Origin of the sequence: Acetobacter okinawensis JCM 25146, assembly GCF_000613865.1 — a bacterium.
GTDB classification, from domain to species: Bacteria; Pseudomonadota; Alphaproteobacteria; order Acetobacterales; family Acetobacteraceae; genus Acetobacter; species Acetobacter okinawensis.
Map to the genome: position 1 here is coordinate 71,857 of NZ_BAJU01000003.1, position 17,464 is coordinate 89,320.

The 17,464-nt window shown below is 50.2% G+C and carries 13 protein-coding genes and 2 pseudogenes; 5 read left to right on the forward strand and 10 right to left on the reverse strand.

The genetic code is table 11. From position 1 onward, the window contains the following. Nucleotides 1–65: 65 nt before the first annotated feature. Nucleotides 66–2,705 (reverse strand): TonB-dependent receptor plug domain-containing protein, encoded by a 2,640-nt coding sequence (locus JCM25146_RS02780; RefSeq protein WP_025825728.1) that lies wholly within the window; start codon nt 2,703–2,705, stop codon nt 66–68. 595 nt (nt 2,706–3,300) lie between these two features. On the opposite strand from JCM25146_RS02780, the gene JCM25146_RS20570 reads away from it, so the two are divergent. Continuing rightward, nucleotides 3,301–4,491 (forward strand): TonB-dependent siderophore receptor, encoded by a 1,191-nt coding sequence (locus JCM25146_RS20570; protein ID WP_148298953.1) that lies wholly within the window; start codon nt 3,301–3,303, stop codon nt 4,489–4,491. 5 nt (nt 4,492–4,496) lie between these two features. Continuing rightward, nucleotides 4,497–5,684: a TonB-dependent siderophore receptor gene (locus JCM25146_RS20575; RefSeq protein ID WP_159101951.1), complete on the forward strand. Its 1,188-nt coding sequence runs from the start codon at nt 4,497–4,499 to the stop codon at nt 5,682–5,684. Nucleotides 5,685–5,897: 213 nt separating this feature from the next. Here JCM25146_RS20575 and JCM25146_RS02795 read toward each other — a convergent pair whose 3' ends face one another. From JCM25146_RS02795 to JCM25146_RS02810, 4 genes and pseudogenes are all read right to left on the reverse strand, one after another. Continuing rightward, nucleotides 5,898–6,788, reverse strand: coding sequence for a LysR family transcriptional regulator (locus JCM25146_RS02795; RefSeq protein ID WP_025825732.1), 891 nt, complete (start codon nt 6,786–6,788; stop codon nt 5,898–5,900). 204 nt (nt 6,789–6,992) lie between these two features. Further along, a complete protein-coding gene (locus JCM25146_RS02800) occupies nt 6,993–8,021 on the reverse strand; it encodes a methionine synthase (RefSeq protein WP_025825734.1) in 1,029 nt (342 codons plus the stop codon). 28 nt (nt 8,022–8,049) lie between these two features. Continuing rightward, nucleotides 8,050–9,145 (reverse strand): annotated as a pseudogene (locus JCM25146_RS16735) (DUF1852 domain-containing protein). A 17-nt stretch (nt 9,146–9,162) separates the two neighbouring features. After that, nucleotides 9,163–10,173, reverse strand: coding sequence for a LysR family transcriptional regulator ArgP (locus JCM25146_RS02810; protein WP_025825735.1), 1,011 nt, complete (start codon nt 10,171–10,173; stop codon nt 9,163–9,165). A 75-nt stretch (nt 10,174–10,248) separates the two neighbouring features. On the opposite strand from JCM25146_RS02810, the gene JCM25146_RS02815 reads away from it, so the two are divergent. Both JCM25146_RS02815 and JCM25146_RS02820 read left to right on the forward strand, forming a co-directional pair. Further along, nucleotides 10,249–10,887, forward strand: a complete 639-nt coding sequence (locus JCM25146_RS02815; protein WP_369347393.1) for a LysE/ArgO family amino acid transporter — start codon at nt 10,249–10,251, stop codon at nt 10,885–10,887. An 8-nt stretch (nt 10,888–10,895) separates the two neighbouring features. Beyond that, the gene (locus JCM25146_RS02820; protein ID WP_025825739.1) at nt 10,896–11,216 is read left to right on the forward strand and encodes a DMT family transporter; all 321 of its coding nucleotides are present in this window, start codon (nt 10,896–10,898) and stop codon (nt 11,214–11,216) included. A gap of 24 nt (nt 11,217–11,240) precedes the next feature. Here JCM25146_RS02820 and JCM25146_RS24780 read toward each other — a convergent pair whose 3' ends face one another. From JCM25146_RS24780 to JCM25146_RS20580, 5 genes and pseudogenes are all read right to left on the reverse strand, one after another. Then, complete coding sequence (locus tag JCM25146_RS24780) at nt 11,241–11,675, reverse strand: helix-turn-helix domain-containing protein (RefSeq protein WP_369347394.1); 435 nt, start codon at nt 11,673–11,675, stop codon at nt 11,241–11,243. A 101-nt stretch (nt 11,676–11,776) separates the two neighbouring features. Beyond that, nucleotides 11,777–12,157 (reverse strand): DJ-1/PfpI family protein, encoded by a 381-nt coding sequence (locus JCM25146_RS22775; RefSeq protein WP_199897686.1) that lies wholly within the window; start codon nt 12,155–12,157, stop codon nt 11,777–11,779. Nucleotides 12,158–12,222: 65 nt separating this feature from the next. Then, nucleotides 12,223–13,732: pseudogene (locus JCM25146_RS16745) on the reverse strand (acetyl-CoA hydrolase/transferase family protein). 205 nt (nt 13,733–13,937) lie between these two features. After that, nucleotides 13,938–14,477 (reverse strand): DUF1214 domain-containing protein, encoded by a 540-nt coding sequence (locus tag JCM25146_RS24785; protein WP_369347395.1) that lies wholly within the window; start codon nt 14,475–14,477, stop codon nt 13,938–13,940. After that, a complete protein-coding gene (locus tag JCM25146_RS20580; RefSeq protein ID WP_081774732.1) occupies nt 14,369–15,313 on the reverse strand; it encodes a DUF1254 domain-containing protein in 945 nt (314 codons plus the stop codon). The genes JCM25146_RS24785 and JCM25146_RS20580 overlap by 109 nt, the downstream gene beginning before the upstream one ends. Before the next feature lie 135 nt (nt 15,314–15,448). On the opposite strand from JCM25146_RS20580, the gene JCM25146_RS02840 reads away from it, so the two are divergent. Continuing rightward, complete coding sequence (locus JCM25146_RS02840; RefSeq protein WP_035371863.1) at nt 15,449–17,434, forward strand: sulfatase family protein; 1,986 nt, start codon at nt 15,449–15,451, stop codon at nt 17,432–17,434. Nucleotides 17,435–17,464 lie beyond the last annotated feature (30 nt).

Sequence of the window (17,464 nt, forward strand, 5' to 3'; positions counted from 1 at the left end):
CCAATAAAAACCGAACCGGCAAAACATGCCTGACGTGTAAAAATATGCGTCAGGCATGATCTGTTTTAGAAATCTGCGTTCAGACGACCATAATAGTAGGCACCTGTGATTGGCACCTGCAGAGAGAACTGGTCGTAAGGCTGTGCGCCGCGGGAGTTGTTGATCTGCGCAACCATACGGGGTTTGACATCGGAAATGTTGTTAACACCCACAGCCATGTGCCAGTTCTTGTTAAAGCGGTAGCCTATTTCAATATCTGTCATCCAACGCGGTGTGTTCTTGAACTGGTTGAAGCACACATTGGAGTAAGCCAGTTTTCCACCACCCGAGCAGGGGGTGTTCTGGTTCTGCCAGTCGTAATAGGTCAGCATGGAGGTGGTTTCTCCATACCGGGTTTCACGCACGTTAAAGTCCCAGTTTTTGTAACGGTAGAATGCGTTCAGGATAATCTTGCTGCGTGGGTAAGCCGTTGTGATGTAAGAAATATTCTGTGCATTCAGCAAAGGATTGCCATTTGTATCCAGTGCGTTGTGATGCAGACGGGTACGGTTGAGATCAAGCGCCAGAGTAAGTGCGAGCGTGCCAGCCGTGCGGAAACGGAAGGTGTAATCAGCTTTGATATCCAGCCCCTGAGTGCGTGTGCTGGCTCCGTTGGTCATGAAGTATGCAGACACGTTGTCAGCAATCAGGCCATTGGAAGGCAGGAGATAACCAAGTTGTTCAATGGCAGAAATAGCGCTGGCACCATTGACCGTGCCGCCACCGACAATACGGTCGCGCAGGTTAATCTGATAAACATCTGCTTCAACATGGAACCCACGAACTGGTTCAATAACAATGCCACCGCTGGCACTGACTGAACGTTCGGGTTTGAGCTTGCTGGCTCCCAGTGTGCGGGCAGCGTCCGAATCAACTGGCAACAGGCCGGAAGCGCCATTGGGGTCCACGTTCATGGCAGAGTAGTGCTGTTCCGCCAGTGTAGGAGCGCGGAAACCCGTGCTGATGGTGCCACGGAAGGCAATGCGCCGTGTTACGTCATAGCGGGTGGAAACCTTACCGTTTTCCGCGTTGCCAACGTCTGTGTAATGTTCAAAACGTCCGGCAAAGTCCAGGTCCCAGTTTTTGAACGGATGGAAGTCACCATCCACATAACCGGCCCAGATGTCACGGCTCCAGCTTCCTGCACTTTGCGGGCCAATACCTGCATACCCCTGTGTGCCACCCAGAATATAGGACGCCGGGTCGCCTGCCGTCAGATCATAGGTTTCCAGCCGGTGCTCAGCGCCAAAAGCCAGCAGCATTGGAACTTTTTGAGCAATGTTGAAGTGTCGGCGGAAGTCGAGGTTATTGGTCCACTGTGCAAGTCTGTATGTTTCTGCGCGGACGTTTGTCGGGGTCCAGCCGCAGCCAAGTGATGAGTAGTTGGCTGAGGTGCTATCCAGAGAGCAGTCAGAGGACAGCATACCTGTGTTGGCAGTATTTTTATTGCCAATCTTGGTTTCGTCAGCACCGTAAGTGGTGCTTAGATCCCAGTCGAAACCGAAGAAATTATCACCTTTAAGGCCAATGGTTGCCGCGTAATCGTTTTCCCGAATGGTTTCGAGCGGGGAAAAACCGGATGGGTAATAGGTCGGCGCAATGGTGGGAATACGGTAGTTTTCGTATGCTTCACCATAACGATGTGCATAAGTGATCAGGCCGTAAAACTGTATATCGTCGTTGATCTTTTTGCCAAAATCGATGGCAAGATTTTCACGCGTTTCTTCTGGCGTGCTCATGATCTTGTTGGAATCAAGTGGTAAGTTCATGGCGTTAGCCACGACACCGTTATAATACCCGGTTGTGGTTGCGCCATTGGGCCAGGAGCCTATCAGACGATGATCTGATGTTTTGACAACGTAATGATCTGTGTGCGTGATCTGGCCAGATAGATGGATATAACCATCCTGACCCAGCTTCAGCCCGCCATCTGCATTCAACTGGTATTGCCAGCCGTCACCGTTATAGGCATTGGCCCCGGTTTGGGCTGACATATGCAGGCCGTGGTCGTCTTTTTTGGTAATAATGTTCACAACACCTGCAATGGCGTCTGACCCGTACATGGCAGCAGCACCGTCTTCCAGCACTTCAATATGGTCAATAGCATTTGCTGGGATCATGTTCAGGTCAACGCCGGTCGAGCCAAACTGGGGACCTGCGTCTGCTACAATATTTGCTGTGGAATGACGGCGTTTGCCATCAACAAGAACCAGAACTTCGTTCGGGTTGAGACCACGCATCTGAATGGAAGATGTCAGCGCGGCGCTGTCTGCCGCCATGGCCTGCACGTTGATCGAGGCGTATGTCCGCACCAGCGAATCTGCCAGATTAACCTGCCCAGAACGGCGTAGTGTTGCTGCCGTTAAAACGGTAACAGGGGACGAGCTTTGCCTTGCTTTGCGGTTGGTGGAGTGGGTACCTGTTGAAACATTAACAGTTTCAACATCCCCTGCGTACAAAGCCTTTGTGTTATCCTTTTTACGGCTCGCCGATGTTGGCGCGGTCGTAGTAACGGGAACCGCCGATACTTTTGTTACTTTGCCGGAACGTTCGTGCGAAATTTTCCGGTGTGTCGTGGCGATTCCCGTAGTTTCTGCCACAGAAAGAGAGGGCAGAACGGTGCAGAGTGTGGTGGCAAGCAGAGAAAAGCGGCGCGCTAATCGCATGTTTCATGTCCCACTTGTAAAGCATTATTGCTTCAACAGCCGTATTACATTCTGGATAAGAAATGATAGAAAAAAACATACCTGCCGTGGCTATTCTGCATACCGTTGCGAAAACGCAACATATGACGCTCCGCACTGGCTGTTGCTGCATCAATACCGGCAGCAATGATAGACCTGAAGATCAATCAGGTAATTTGAGCGACTGTCTAAAAACCTGACTGGTGATCCGCAGACTAACAGGCGGAAGGATATGTGGGAGGAGACAAGGCTTTGTCCGATGGTCTGTCACAAAAAACGTGGCGAACACGCATCTGCACATCACATGCATCCATTATCCTGCAGCGAAAATTAGTTACCAAAACCCTAAATAATGTGAGCTCATTAGGCCTGATTCTGTTTTTCGCACGTTTGTTGAATAAAATTCATGTGATTGATTAAGTTACATATTTTCAGTGCGAAGCGATCATCAGTACTGTCATAATCCGATATAAATGAATAAAATGTAATTTATTGTCTCTTTGGAGAGGGTGGGGAATCTGCTAGGTGCGATGCTCATGAGAATGACTCGCATTAACCTCTATGGTAGGATCTTGATGTGACACTCCGTCCTGTAACACCTCTACGCGTAACTGCCCTGTTAGCCTCGACGTTCCTCTCTCTGGGGGGAGTTTTTGCTGCCGAGGCAGCGGATACTGTATATAATAAGAACAACAAGACTGCCTCTGACGAAGTGGTGGAAAAAAAAGCGGATGATCGCAAGGAAGTAGCGGTCAAGACGAATAAGAACCAGAAGACCATCGTCAACGTTGCGTCCAGGACAGATGAACACATTCTGGTCAAAGCCCGCAGATGGGACCGTGGGAGCTATACGGCGGCAGAAACCAGTGCCTCAACTGGTTTGCCGTTAAGCCTGCGGGAGACCCCGCAAACTGTGACAGTCATAACCCGGCAGGTTATGGATGATCAGCAGATCAATACTCTTGATGATATTCTGAACACAACGCCAGGTGTAACGTCGTATGCGAATGATAATGCTGGCCGAACAACATATCGCGCACGTGGGTTTGACATTACCAACTACAAAATAGATGGAATGCAGATTGATGCCTCAACCAGCTTTGGGGGTGTTGGGTCATCCATGAACATGGATCTGTACGACAACGTGCAGATTGTTCGTGGGGCCAATGGTCTGCTTGGCGGGACGGGTGATCCGTCCGCTACCATTTATATGCAGCGCAAAGCGCCACAACGTGAGTTTGCAGCCAATGGCCTTTTAAGGTTGGGGAACTGGAATGAGCACCGCGTGATGGCCGACCTGAATGCGCCACTTAATCGTTCGGGCACCATTCGTAGCCGTTATGTCTTCTCGTGGGATGATACGGATACTTTTCGGGTACGCGAGCATGTTAATCGCATTGGTGCGTTGGCAAATTTTACAGCAGATATCTCTCCTCGTGACACCCTTAATTTTGGTTTTCAATATGAAAGAACCCAGAATGATGGTGCATCCTGGGGGTCAAACGTGCCGATCTGGTATGCGGATGGAACGGCAACAAACCTGCCACGCAGTACTAACCCCGCAGCCGACTGGAGCAAGGCGGTCCGCGACCAGTACACGGCATTTATCAACTATGACCATGATTTTTCTGCCGGATGGCATCTGAAAGTTGGTTATATGCGCACTCAGGGGAGTTCCTACAACAATCTTGGTGTTGCAAAAGTCAACAATGCTTCACGCGGTAGTATGGTGGTTTCTGGAATCAGGATGGAACAGGTGCATATCTGAATGCCTTGCATGCCGAATATGAAGATGCGCGTGACAATGCTGACGTCCATGTTTCTGGGCCTGTTCATTTTCTAGGTCACGAGCACCAGTTGGTATTTGGGTTTAACGGTTATAATGATGAGTTGACTCAATACACCTTTAGTAAGGCCTTGGGGAACTGTTCTATCGCAGGGGTTAGCCCGTATTCTGGGTGTCAGTACCGTGCTACAGGGTTGCCAATTGCTAATTGGCAGACGTGGGATGGATCTTATCCCAATTTTACTACGTATAGGACCCACGCGCGTGAAGTAGACGTTACACGCAATTATGGTGCTTATGCATCTGGTCGCTTTGTATTGGCAAAAGGTCTGTCCTTAATTCTGGGCGGGCGTATGAGCAGTTATCAGGCTTATACGGGCACCTATAACAAAGCGAATCAATATTCAGGTTCTTCCAGCACGGGGCAGCAAAATGCAGTTCTGACGCCGTATGCAGGTATGGTCTATGACTTTACCAAGACCATGTCGATTTATGGAAGTTATACAAATATTTATACGCCCCAGTCCAACCTGCGGGATGTTGATAACAAACCTTTGAATCCTGTTATGGGCAAAAGTTATGAAACAGGATTGAAGGGGGAATTTTTCAAGAAGCGGTTAAATACCTCTTTGGCTTTCTATCTTAATCGGCAGAGCAATGTGGCTCAGGCAACGGGGGCGACAAATGCAAGCACAGGTGAGGCTATTTACGATTCAATTGATGGCGTAAAAACAGAAGGTATTGACTTTGACGCTTCTGGCGAGCTGCTACCTGGTTGGAATGTCTTTTTCGGTTACAGCTATCTTTACGAAAAAGGTCTGAGTTATCGTCAGGACCCACACCATCTTGTACGCCTGACAACGAGCTATACTTTCCCCGGTAAGCTGCATCATCTTACCATTGGTGGGGGTATATCCAGCCAGTCTAGCACGGAATGGTCGACCAATCCGGGACGTCCTCTCGGAAACGGTAAGTACGATGCCTCCAATCTTCGTGTCAAAGGGTATACGTTGGTCAACATTATGGCGCGTTACCGTGTTGCGAATTGGTTGGACATTGCAGGAAATATAACAAACCTGACGGATCGCACCTATGTAAGACAGGAAGGCTTTTATGATGGTATGATTTATGGAGAGCCCCGCACGTTCAGCTTTACTTTGCGCGGTCATTATTGATTTCGCAAATCATTTTCTGATCTTGAAATTGTTTAACAGCAGGGAACGGAAGTCCCCTGCTGTTATTGATTTCTAAGGTCTTCAGGGGGATAATTATTGGGTTCTCTTGTTCTTTTGTATTAAATTTAAAATTATTTTCGGCTCATACATATGAGCTTAGCGCCAAGTCTTCTACTAGGGTAGGCGGTCAGGTAGGTGGGATTGCCACGTGATTCATTGAGCAGACGCTGCAAACTCTATAAAATCGCGCAGGTAGTGAATGTCTTCATCAGTCTCTCTATGACCAAGGAATATCTGTTTCGCAATGCCTTTTTTACTCAACTTTACAGGATAAAGTTCAAAACGAGTGGCATATTCTGTAACCAGCCAGCGTGGGAGTGCTGCAACACCTCGGCCATGTGCGACCATAACCAGCATGATATCTGTTGTCTCGATCTGCTTCTGTCGCCGTGGCGCTATGCCCGCTGGTTGTAAAAACTGTGTAAAAATATCAAGACGTTCTGATGGGACGGGGTAGGTAATCAAAGTCTCGTTTGCAAGGTGCTCTGGCAAGACGAATTTTTGTCCCCGCAAGGGGTGTTCGGGGCCAACAGCTAGAACAAGCTCATAATCAAAAACTGGTGTGAACTTCAGACCGGGTTTGTAGAGAGGGTCGGGCGTAACAAGAATATCAACCTCATTACTGAAGAGTGCGCCAATACCACCAAACTGAAACTTCTGACGTACATCCACATCAACCTTAGGCCATCTCTCCAGATATGGGGATACGACCTTGAGGAGCCACTGATAACAGGGGTGACATTCCATGCCAATGCGGAGTGTGCCACGTTCGCCATTACTGAACTGTTGAAGACGTTTTTCCGCTAATTCGAACTGAGGAAGAAGGCGGTTGGCGAGTGCCAGAAGCCATTCTCCAGCTTGGGTGAGTACAAGGGATCGTCCCTCCCGCCGCCATATCTTGACTTCGAACTGGGTTTCTATCTTGCGGATAGCGTGGCTAAGCGCAGGCTGGGTCAGATTTAGGCGCGTGCTTGCCGCAGTCAAGGAACCTTCTCTGGCCACTTCCTGAATAATTTTCAGGTGGCTGCGCTCCAGAATACCCATGCTCCACTCCAAAAATGCACAGAATGATACAGTTATAAAATTATATCATAATGCTTCGTAAAGCCCATGTAGTAAACGACGGTGGTTTTTATGCTCGTGGCCGTATCAGGTGCGAGGCGAGGGGACTATGCTCCGCCAGAGTAACGGTTGCAGTTCTTTAGCTTCCGTTACCAGTTGGTTGCTCATGTTTTGGCATGGACTCTACTAGCTAGAGAGTTCTTTACGGACAATGTCTGCACCAGCGCTTAGGGCTTTGAGTTTATCTCTTGCAACCTGCCGAGGCAGAGGGGCCATGCCGCAGTTGGTGCAGGGGTAGAGGTTTGGTGCGTCTACAAACTGCAAGGCTTTGCGTAAAGTATTAGCAACGTCTTCTGGTGTTTCAACGGCATGAGTTGCCACATCAATCGCACCGACCATAACTTTTTTGCCCCGGATGAGTTCGATCAGGTCCATTGGAACCCGGGAGTTCTGGCACTCTAGGGAAAGTAAGTCGATATTGGATTTTTGTAGTTTGGGGAAAATTTTCTCATATTGCCTCCACTCTGACCCCAGAGTATTTTTCCAGTCAATATTTGCTTTAATGCCATAGCCGTAGCAGATATGGACTGCTGTTTCGCACTTAAGACCGTTCAGAGCCCTTTCTAGAGCTGCTATGCCCCAGTCATTGACTTCATCAAAGAACACGTTAAAGGCGGGCTCATCAAACTGGATAATATCAACACCAGCGGCTTCGAGTTCTTTGGCTTCGAGGTTAAGAATTCTGGCAAATTCCCACGCCAGTTTCTCGCGGCTTTTGTAATGGCCGTCATGGAGTGTATCAATCATAGTCATGGGGCCGGGCAATGCCCATTTGATAGGTTTTTTTGTTAAAGTGCGTAAAAATTTTGCATCTTCGACAAAGACGGATTTTTCGCGTGTTACTGTTCCTACGACCGACGGCACGCTGGCATTGTAGCGGTTACGAATTTTAACCGTCTGACGGTTTTCAAAATCAACGCCACTCAGGTGTTCAATAAAAGTTGTTACAAAGTGCTGGCGTGTCTGTTCACCATCACTGACAATGTCAATGCCTGCGTGATCCTGGTCATCTAGTGTTAAGCGCAACGCATCCTGTTTGCCTTCGAGCAGTTCTTCCCCCTGTAGTTTCCAAGGTGACCAGAGTGTCTCAGGTTGGGCGAGCCAGGACGGTTTTGGTAAGCTGCCAGCTGTTGCGGTTGGGAGTAATGTTGTCATGAGTGATAGCCTTATGTTTTTGGTTTAATCATGCGGAATAACTGGCAGACCATTGCTCAAGCCTGTCATGGTAGGGGCTGATAAAGCTTTCTTCCGTATATTTCCCCTGTGCAATGGCCAGTTGACTGCGTTCTTCTCGGTCGTAAACAACACGCGTGAGCGAATAGTCCTGATGACTTAAGCTGGGATGGTAGTCTTTGGGGGCTACCGAATTGGCATTATAAATTTCAGGGCGATAAATTTTGGAAAACCTCCATTGTACTGATAGTACTGATAAGTTCGAGAGTGGAGTAATCAGAAAGGAGGTCGCCAAAAAAGTAGAATGCCAGAGGCGCCACGCTATCAGGGGGTAGAAAATAGCGTACCTTCATGCCCATTTTTGCAAAATACTGATCAGTCAAAGAAAATTCATTTTGTTGATATTCAACGCCGAGCACCGGGTGCTGGTTATCTGTCCGATGATAGGTTTTGTTGGTAGAAACACTCAGGCAAATAACCGGGAGCTTATGAAAATTCATTTGATAGGCCGGGGATTGGAGGAGGCATTTGAAGAGCTTTCCATGTAAATCTCCAAAATTATTGGGGATATTGAAGTCAGGTTTATTCTTGTTATAATTTGGCAGTAATACGCTAAAATCATAGTCCCGTACATAAGAAGAAAAGTTATTTCCCACCAGACCAGAAATTCGTTTTTGATATGTTTTGTCTATGATTGATGTATTCAGAATTTCAATGAGAGGAAAAGAGTTTCTTCTGTTCTCAATGTCTATGTCGAGTTCGAAGGAAATAATTTCAACTTCTACAGAATAGCGATTGCCTTGCAGATTATCCCAATGAGCGAGACTATTAAAACGATTATCAATCATCTGGATGACATTGCGCAGGTTTTCTTGACGGTTTTCACCTCTTGCCAGATTGGCAAAGTTGGTTGTCAGGCGCGTATTGTCTGAAGGGTGGTAATGTTCATCAAACCGAATGCGTTTAATATTGAATGCAGATTGCTTTATCATAGTTGTTTTGCGTCCTGTTTTTATATTGCTGATTTGTTTTACTGTTCTCATGCTCAGGCATATTGAAGATGTTATGCCTGAATGATCTATTGAATAAAAATGATTTGATTTCATTTATCCATAAATATCATTCATGGATTGAGGACTGTTTTTAAAGGAAGGCCATCTATGCTCTGGCTGTTCTTACGCGTAGGGCTGACAATAGGAAGATGCAGATTATTCAAAAAACTCTTGTTTTGGCGAGATTTAGATCGTGGTGAAGCTGGGCGGTTCAGTTTTTTCAAGTGCTGAGTTAATTTTCCCAGAAGGTCACTCTTTAGTCGTGGAATAATCCAGTACAGAGTAACATCAATAGCATGCTGCGGAGGAAGCTCGATGAGTCTGCCTGTTGCAAGATGTTCCTGTGCCAGACAAAGAGGTTGTAGGCCCCACCCAAGACCAGCCAGTGCAAAATCCAGAAATCCCTGAGGGGAGGGGATGTAATGTACGTGCAATGGCAGGGGCGTGTGGTGCACATCTTGTAGCCAGCGTGTTTGCAGTTTGTCACGTTTTTCAAAGCACATGCATGGTGCCGTTGCGAATGCGGCACGCGTGAACCCGTTGGAAAAGTGACGCAGTATAAAATCGGGACTAGCGCAGGCAACGTAGCGCAACACGCCCAGATGGGTTGTGTGGCATCCCGGTACCGGAGTGGCATCTGCCGTAACTGCGGCCATAACATCGCCCGAACGCAGCCGATCTGCCGTATGAGCTTCATCTTCAACAAGAAGGTCCAGAAAGACATCTGTCTCTTTTGCAAAGTCGGCTATTGCTCTGGGGAACCATGTTGCCAGACTATCCGCGTTTACTGCGATTTTAAGGGTTGGGGAGCGGGAGACCGCCATAACCCCTTGCCCGCAGAGTTCGGGAATTTCGGCCTCAAGTAGGCGTACCTTGTCAATATGCGCGCAAAGCGCTTTGCCCAGGGCAGTGGGCAGGCAAGGTTGGCCTCTGACGATCAGGAGCGATCCCAGTCTTTCCTCGTATCCTCGGACGCGTTGTGAAATTGCTGAGGGGGTGAGGCCAAGAGCGTGAGCGGCCCCTTCAAAAGACCCTTCACGCACAACGGCACTGACAGCATTCAAGGCGGCGTAATCTAGCATGATTAAGGATTGCTTCATATCATGTAGAAAAACAAGTTTTTCTTATGTCGCAAACGTGGCTATCCAGGTTTGATGATGTCTTTTCTACTTCCATTTTGTTCTGGTTTTGCCCTGTCTGCCTCTTTGATCGTAGCCATTGGCGCACAAAATCTGTTCGTGCTTCGTCAAGGATTAAAGCAGGAGCATGTTGGTATGATTGTTCTGTTCTGTGGTTTTTCAGATGCCGTGCTGATCATTGCTGGAGTGAGCGGAATGGGAGCAGTGGTTGCAGTCCTACCCACGTTAACAGTGGGGTTTACACTAGTTGGTGCGGGATTTTTGGCATGGTATGGCACACAGTCCTTACGTCGTGCGGCCCAACATGGCAGCATGTCTGTCGAGTTGGGGCAGAGTGTTTCGTTAAAAAGAGCGCTGGCAACTGTTGCGGCTTTTACGTGGCTTAATCCTCATGTCTATCTCGACACAGTCTTGTTGATGGGGGCTGCGGCCACGGCACAACCCTTGTCGGCAAGGCCCATATTTGCGGTTGGCGCGGCATCAGCCAGTTTTTTGTGGTTTGCTGCTCTGGGGTATGGGGCGCGCTTCTTGCAGCCTGTTTTTGCCCGCCCGCGTGCCTGGCAGGTTTTTGACTGCATTATTGGAGGAGTCATGTTCGTCCTTGCAGGCTTTCTGCTCTGGAGTGGTGCATTTCATCAATTTCTGAAACAGGAATAGGACATTCCATGCATTGGGTTGCGCTCCTTCTGGCTGGTGTTTTTGAGGTGGTCTGGGCAACAGCCATGAAGCAGTCTGCCGGTTTTTCCAGATTATGGCCTTCCGCGCTCTGCATTGCCGGGATGCTGATCAGCATTGGCCTGCTTTCTGCCGCCATGCGGTCTTTGCCACTTGGAACAGCCTATACGGTCTGGACCGGAGTGGGAGCTGTTGGGGCTTTTGTTGCCGGGATCGTGTTTTTTGGTGAGCAGGCTAGCGTAATACGCTTTGTGGCGGCAGTACTTATAGTGTCCGGCCTAGTCTTGATGAAAATAGGAGATCAGGCGTAGGATACCGCGCTCTGCATTCCAGAGTCAGTGTCGTTGACCAAAGCGTTTTCTATACTCCGCAGGTGTGACGCCAAGATGGCGCTGGAACACCCGGCGCAAAACCCTGACAGACCCAAAACCTGCCTCGGCAGCTACGACTTTTGGTGGTTTACGTCCATCTTCCAGCAGACTGCGGGCAATGGTAAGGCGTGTCTGCTCTACCCACCGGGCGGGAGATAAACCGGTTTCCTTCGCAAAGAGGCGCGTCAGCTGCCGGCGTTCCAGCATGACCATGCGGGCCATTGCTTCCACACTGTATTCGGCATCTGGTTGCTGGATGATCTGGCGCTGGAGAGACTGTAAGGCAGACCGACCTGCAGGGGAGAGTTCCCGCTGCCGACTGTACTGCAACTGCCCACCGGGTCGTTTGTAAAAAAGGACCAGTTGCCGGGCAACGTCGCGGGCAATTCGTTCCCCCATATCCTCCCGCACCAGAGAGAGTGCCAGATCCAGACCGGAAGAGACACCGGCCGCAGTGCGGAGCGGACCTTCCTCCCTGACAATAGCGTTTGCATCCACACTTACAGCGGGGAACTGCTGGCGGACACACTCCACATCTGCCAGTGCGCGGCAATGGTGTGGCCATTTAGCAGGCCAGTTTGCGCGAGAGGAAAAACACCCCCACAAATTGATCCAAAACGGCGGGCTTTTGGGGCTTCCCGCAACAACCATCTAGTCAAGACCGGATCAGAGGGTCTGTTTGCAGCATCGGGAGCACCTGCGACCAGCAAAGTATCAATGCATGTGTTATGTATATCCCCAAGCAGCAGGTCGGCCCGCAAATGAAAACCACAAGAACTGCGAATGTCCTTTTTTGCAGCTATGATGACAGAGCGGTAAAGTGGGGCACCATAAAAAGTGTTGGCTTCCGCAAATACATCGGCTGGTCCGGCGACATCCATTAACTGGACGCGTCATTCACCATAAAGACAATCAGAAGTTCGGTCATCCTGCTTCCGGTTCCTGTTTAGTCCGTCATGCTTCCGGTTTCCATATAACGCTGGTGCCAGGCAAGGGCAGTGGGAAGATGATGTGGAATATGCTGGCCAAAGCTATGCCGGCGGGCCTGATTGAAATACTCTTGCAATGGCGCTCTAAAGTCGGGATGTACGCATTTGGCAATAATTGTCCGCGCCCGTTCTGCAGGGGCGAGCCACGCAAATCAGCAAGTCCTTGTTCAGAAACAATAATCTGCACATCCTGCAAAATATGGTCAGTGTGGGGGAGCATTGGTACGAACGCTGATATTTTACCCCCTTTGGCCGTGGATGGCGAAACGAAAAGAGACAGGTATGCATTACGGGCAAAATCACCCGACCCACCAATGCCGTTCTGGATACGTGACCCCATGACACAGGTGGAATTGACGTTGCCATAGATATCCGCCTCAATCATGCCGTTCATGGCAATAACACCAAGGCGTCGGATCAGTTCGGGGCTGTTGCTGATTTCTTGTTGCCGCAAGATGATCTTCTGACGGAAGAAAGCGGCGTTGTCGTTGATGCGTTGTGCAGCCTCCGGGCTGAGGGAAAAAGAGGAGGCCGAGGCAACGGCCATCCGCCCGCTTTCCAGCATGGACAGCATACCATCCTGAATGACTTCACTAAAACCGGTCAGGTTTTCAAACCGGCTCGCATTCAGCCCCTCCAGCACAGCATTGGCAATGTTCCCGACACCGCTCTGTAACGGCAGGAGAGAGGGGGGAGACGCCCCTGTTTGACCTCATGCTCGAACAAATCCATCACATGCCCGGCAATCTGCCGCGCGGTGGTATCCGGTTCAGCAAAAGCTGCGTTACGGTCAGGCTCATCTGTTATGACGACAGCTGCCAGCCGGTCTGGGTCGATGGTCAGTGTGCTGCTGCCAATGCGATCTCCGGGGTGTATGAGCGGGATGCTCTGCCCGTAAGGTGGCATCCGCACGCCACCCCATATATCGTGAATGCCAGCAAGCTCAGGGTTCTGCCATGTATTGATTTCGATAATGATCTTGTCAGCAATCTGCACCCACGTGGGGGTGTTGCCCACGGATGAACTGAGAATGATCTGCCCATCAGGCGTGATCGCAACGGCTTCGATAATGGCAACATCAGGTTGGCCATACTGCCCCTGCCGCGCCTTCTGGGCGACCTGACCGAGATGTGTGTCGAGGTAGAGGGTACTCCCGTCATTAATCCGGGCCCGCATTGTGGCGTCCCCATTATAGGGTGCCCGAAACGCCAAACCGTTGGCCTGCGCAAGAGCGCCATCAAGTTGTGGTCCTGTTGACGCGCCAGTCAGCAATCGAATTGTGAATGGTGTACCAGCGTCGTGTGCCGCTTTAATGCGTTGGGCAAGGGCTTCTGGCACGGCTTTGGGGTAGCCCGCACCAGTAAAACCACTGGTGGCAATAGTATCACCATTCCGGATCAATGCCGCGGCGTCCTCGGCCGTCATTACGCGGTCAAGGAAGAACTGGTTCTGAATGCGGTCTCTCATGGCATGCTCTCATCCGAGTGTTCTGCAAGTCACTTATGATGAGAGCTGAACAGCACGGACAGCAACGGCAATAATGGTCCGACAAAACGGTATCATGGACCATATTGAGACATGTCTCGCCACATGCCTGTGATCCTTACGATGTCGGGTTTGATCTGCCTGTTGTCCGTGCGGTCAATCACGCGGGATATTCAGGTTTTACTCCTTAGCTGTTATCAACAAGTTGAAGGGGAGGCACATTCCATGTGCGGTTCAGCAATGCCGGTTGTGGCAGATAGGTGCGTAGGAAGAGACCAAAGGGCGCATGGAGTGGCGCTGGCAACCAGTTTGCGGTCTGCTGAGCCGTGCTCGGCTTTTGCCGGGAAATAATAATATCCAAACTTCCATCGGGATTTTTGATCAGACCCGGGGTTCTGTCTCCAATCGTATAGCGATTGATGGGATTGCGGGTGAAGAAATACTGGTGATCAGGCGTTGCTTCGTAAAGACTAAGGGACCAGAAGGCATTGACCGGAGGTAACTGACCTGCGGCAAAGTGGAGCAGGAGATGCTTTCCGGCAGGGCATGTCTGTTGCTCGGGTGTAAGAGCCGCAACAAGATACAGGGCCTCGTCATTAGGGAGTGCCAGCAGGCCACCTACGGCGACCTGCGCGCGATAAAGGTAATCCTGCCCAAAATTGCCCAGATCAGGTTTTGGCCAGAACCATCCGTTATGTGCAGCACCAAGCGTGCTACGGTTGGCCAGTTCAGATTTTGCCCGATCCAGACCCAGGTGGATTTCAGCAGCCTGTGCGGCGGAAAAACTGCCGGGATTGAATCTACTATTGGCCGTGAGCCTAAAGGGGCAATTTTTTTTACAACTGCTTCATCTGTCGCAAAGGCCGGTGTTTCGTTCAGCAGGTCCTGTGCTGCGGCAAAGTAATCCTGCCAAGAGGCATTGCGGCTGGTGCTAAAAACCGGAGGTTTTGCAACTGTTGGTGCTTGCAGGATAATGCGGTCCTGAATGTCATGCGCGGCCGGCAGGTCCTGTGTTCCGTTCACAAGTGTGCGGATCAGCAAGCAGACCCAGCGTGTCGGTGAACGGATGTCTGTTAGGGAGTGGGTGCTTTGTTCTGGCCCTATAATGGTGAAGGACCCGCCGTCATTCCCTGTTGTACGCGTGCCAAGAATGGCAAAATTGTTTGTGTACATATCAATCAGGGCTGCGGAAATATATCTGTCTCCCGTCGGGGGGACATGGAGTTTGACTGGGCCAGCCGAGAGGTCCAGCCATGCCACGGAATAAAGCGTGTCATTATTAGGGGTGGTAATAAAGCGGTCTTGCCAGTCACTTAATGTGCGTTTGTGAATAAGCGTGTTTGCAGGGTTATCTTTCAGAATTCGTGCCCGAGCAAGGGCATTTTCCGCTAACGGAACAGTAAAAATCCATGCTTGCCGGCTGGCTTCGGCAAGAGGCGGTAAGGGCGGGGTTACTGGCGGCACTTGTGCCTGCACAAGTCTGGGGGCGAGGAGTGAAGTGAGCCCCGTGCTTGCGGCGAGAGCCATAAAACGGCGGCGATCTGGGGTTGTGAAGGAAACCATGACAATTCCACTAATAATAAAAGTTAGTAATGCATTGAATCGAAAAATATCGTATTTAATATCCTCAGTAAAGCTGTAAGTTACAAAATTATATCGTTATTAAGCGTGTATTTTTAGGGAAAAGACCAGAACATCATGCATACGTTTTCCAGAAGGCAGGCTCTTGCAGGAAGTGCCGCGTTATCCACTCTGCTCCTTGCTCCGCGTGGTGCAGAGGCGCGGACACAGTCACGGCCAAATATTGTATGGATTATATGCCACGATATTCATGCCCCATTGCTTGGGTGTTATGGCAATGCTTTGGCCCAAACTCCTACGATTGATCAGTTGGCGCAGGGCGGCATTCGGTTTGACAAAGCCTATGCCACTACGCCTGTTTGCTCACCTTCCCGTTTTTCTATGCTGACCGGAATATCACCACAGAGCTGGGCACCCGCGGAAAACATGCGTTCTGTTGCAAAGGTTGCCGGTTATATTCAGGCTTTGCCGCAATATATGCGTGCAGGTGGGTACTACTGCACCAACAACGTGTTTACAGATTACAATTGTGATTTTGATCCGCACCATATCTGGGATGAGTGCTCCATTACGGCGCACTGGCGTAAGCGTCCCCAAAATACGCCATTTTTTAGCGTTTATAACTATCTGATTACCCATGAATCGCATGTGTTTGAAACAACGCCGCTTGTAACGGATCCGGCAAAGGTTGATGTGCCGCCATACCTGCCAGACACACCGGAGGTAAGGGACGCACTGGCGCGTAATATTGATATGGTGAACGCGCAGGACAAAGCTGTTGCTCATATTCTTGAAGAACTGGAACAGGATGGGTTGGCGGAAGAGACAGTCGTCTTTTTTCTGGCAGACCATGGGGGCGTGGCCCCTCGAACCAAACGGTATTGCTACGAAGGTGGGCTGAACGTCCCCTTTATTGTGCATTTTCCGCAAAAATATGCCCATCTTGCACAGCGTCCTTTAGGCCAGCCCAGCCCGGACCTTGTTAGTCTTGTGGACATGGCCCCCACGACCCTGACCTTGGCGGGGCTGCCTGTGCCTGAAGTCATGCAGGGACAAAGTATGTTTGGGGAATCTGCCATAACACCAAGGCGTTATGTGTTTAGTGGTCGCAATCGTATGGATGAATGTTACGACCTGATGCGTACAGTCACCGATGGGCGCTACCGTTATATCCGTAACTATATGCCGCACCGTATTTATGGCCAGCACAATAGTTACGAGTGGATGGGGCGGGCTTACCAGTCCTGGCAGGCGCAGTGGCTGGCGGGGCATCTTGATCAGATACAATCTGCATTCTGGCAGACAAAACCTGCCGAGGAGCTGTATGACCTGCATCAGGACCCTCACCAGATACGTAATCTGGCTCAGGATCTGCAGGCGCAGGATACGCTCAGGGAGCTTAGTGCGGCTCTTGATGAACATATGCTAAAAACACACGACAATGGGTTTATGCCAGAGACCTCCGAACAGCAGGGGTATTTTGTCAGCCGAAACGCAGATATTTATCCGTTAAGTGAGCTGTTGCCGCTGGCTAACAGGGTCATTACGCGTAATGCACAGAATATGGAACCGTTTGGCAAGGTTCTGGCACACCCGAATGAGTCCATGCGTTATTGGGCAGCGACTGGCCTGCTTATTCTGCAGGATTCCTTGAGTGCGAGAACGGTAGAGCGAATCAGACAGCAGTTTTTGGTGGAAACATCACCTTCCGTGCGTGCACTCCAGAGTGAAATTCTGCTGAACAGTCGGCGAGGGCAGGAAGCGGCTCCGTGGCTTGCGGCAACCATTCGTAATCCAACCGATAGTACGGCGGCTCTGGCGGCTCTGGTTGCTGTTACATGGAGTAGCCGCACGCAGGCTCTGGCCATCAAGCCTGCGGTAGAGGCCGCGCTGAACGCAAAAAACGTACCCACAACACTGGAGGGGATATTGATGCTGTTCGCCGTCAAGTCCTCGGCTGGTTATCTGGACACGGTTCTGGCAGGCACCTATGCGCCAGATAGCAGGACCAGAAAGGAAGACCCTGCGGCCATGTTCCACACTCCGGCAGGTCAGCTTTTATTCCGGGCCATGGGAGGCGTTCCGGGTAATCCGCAGATATGAGCGTGATTACATATTGGTGAGAGGCATGTT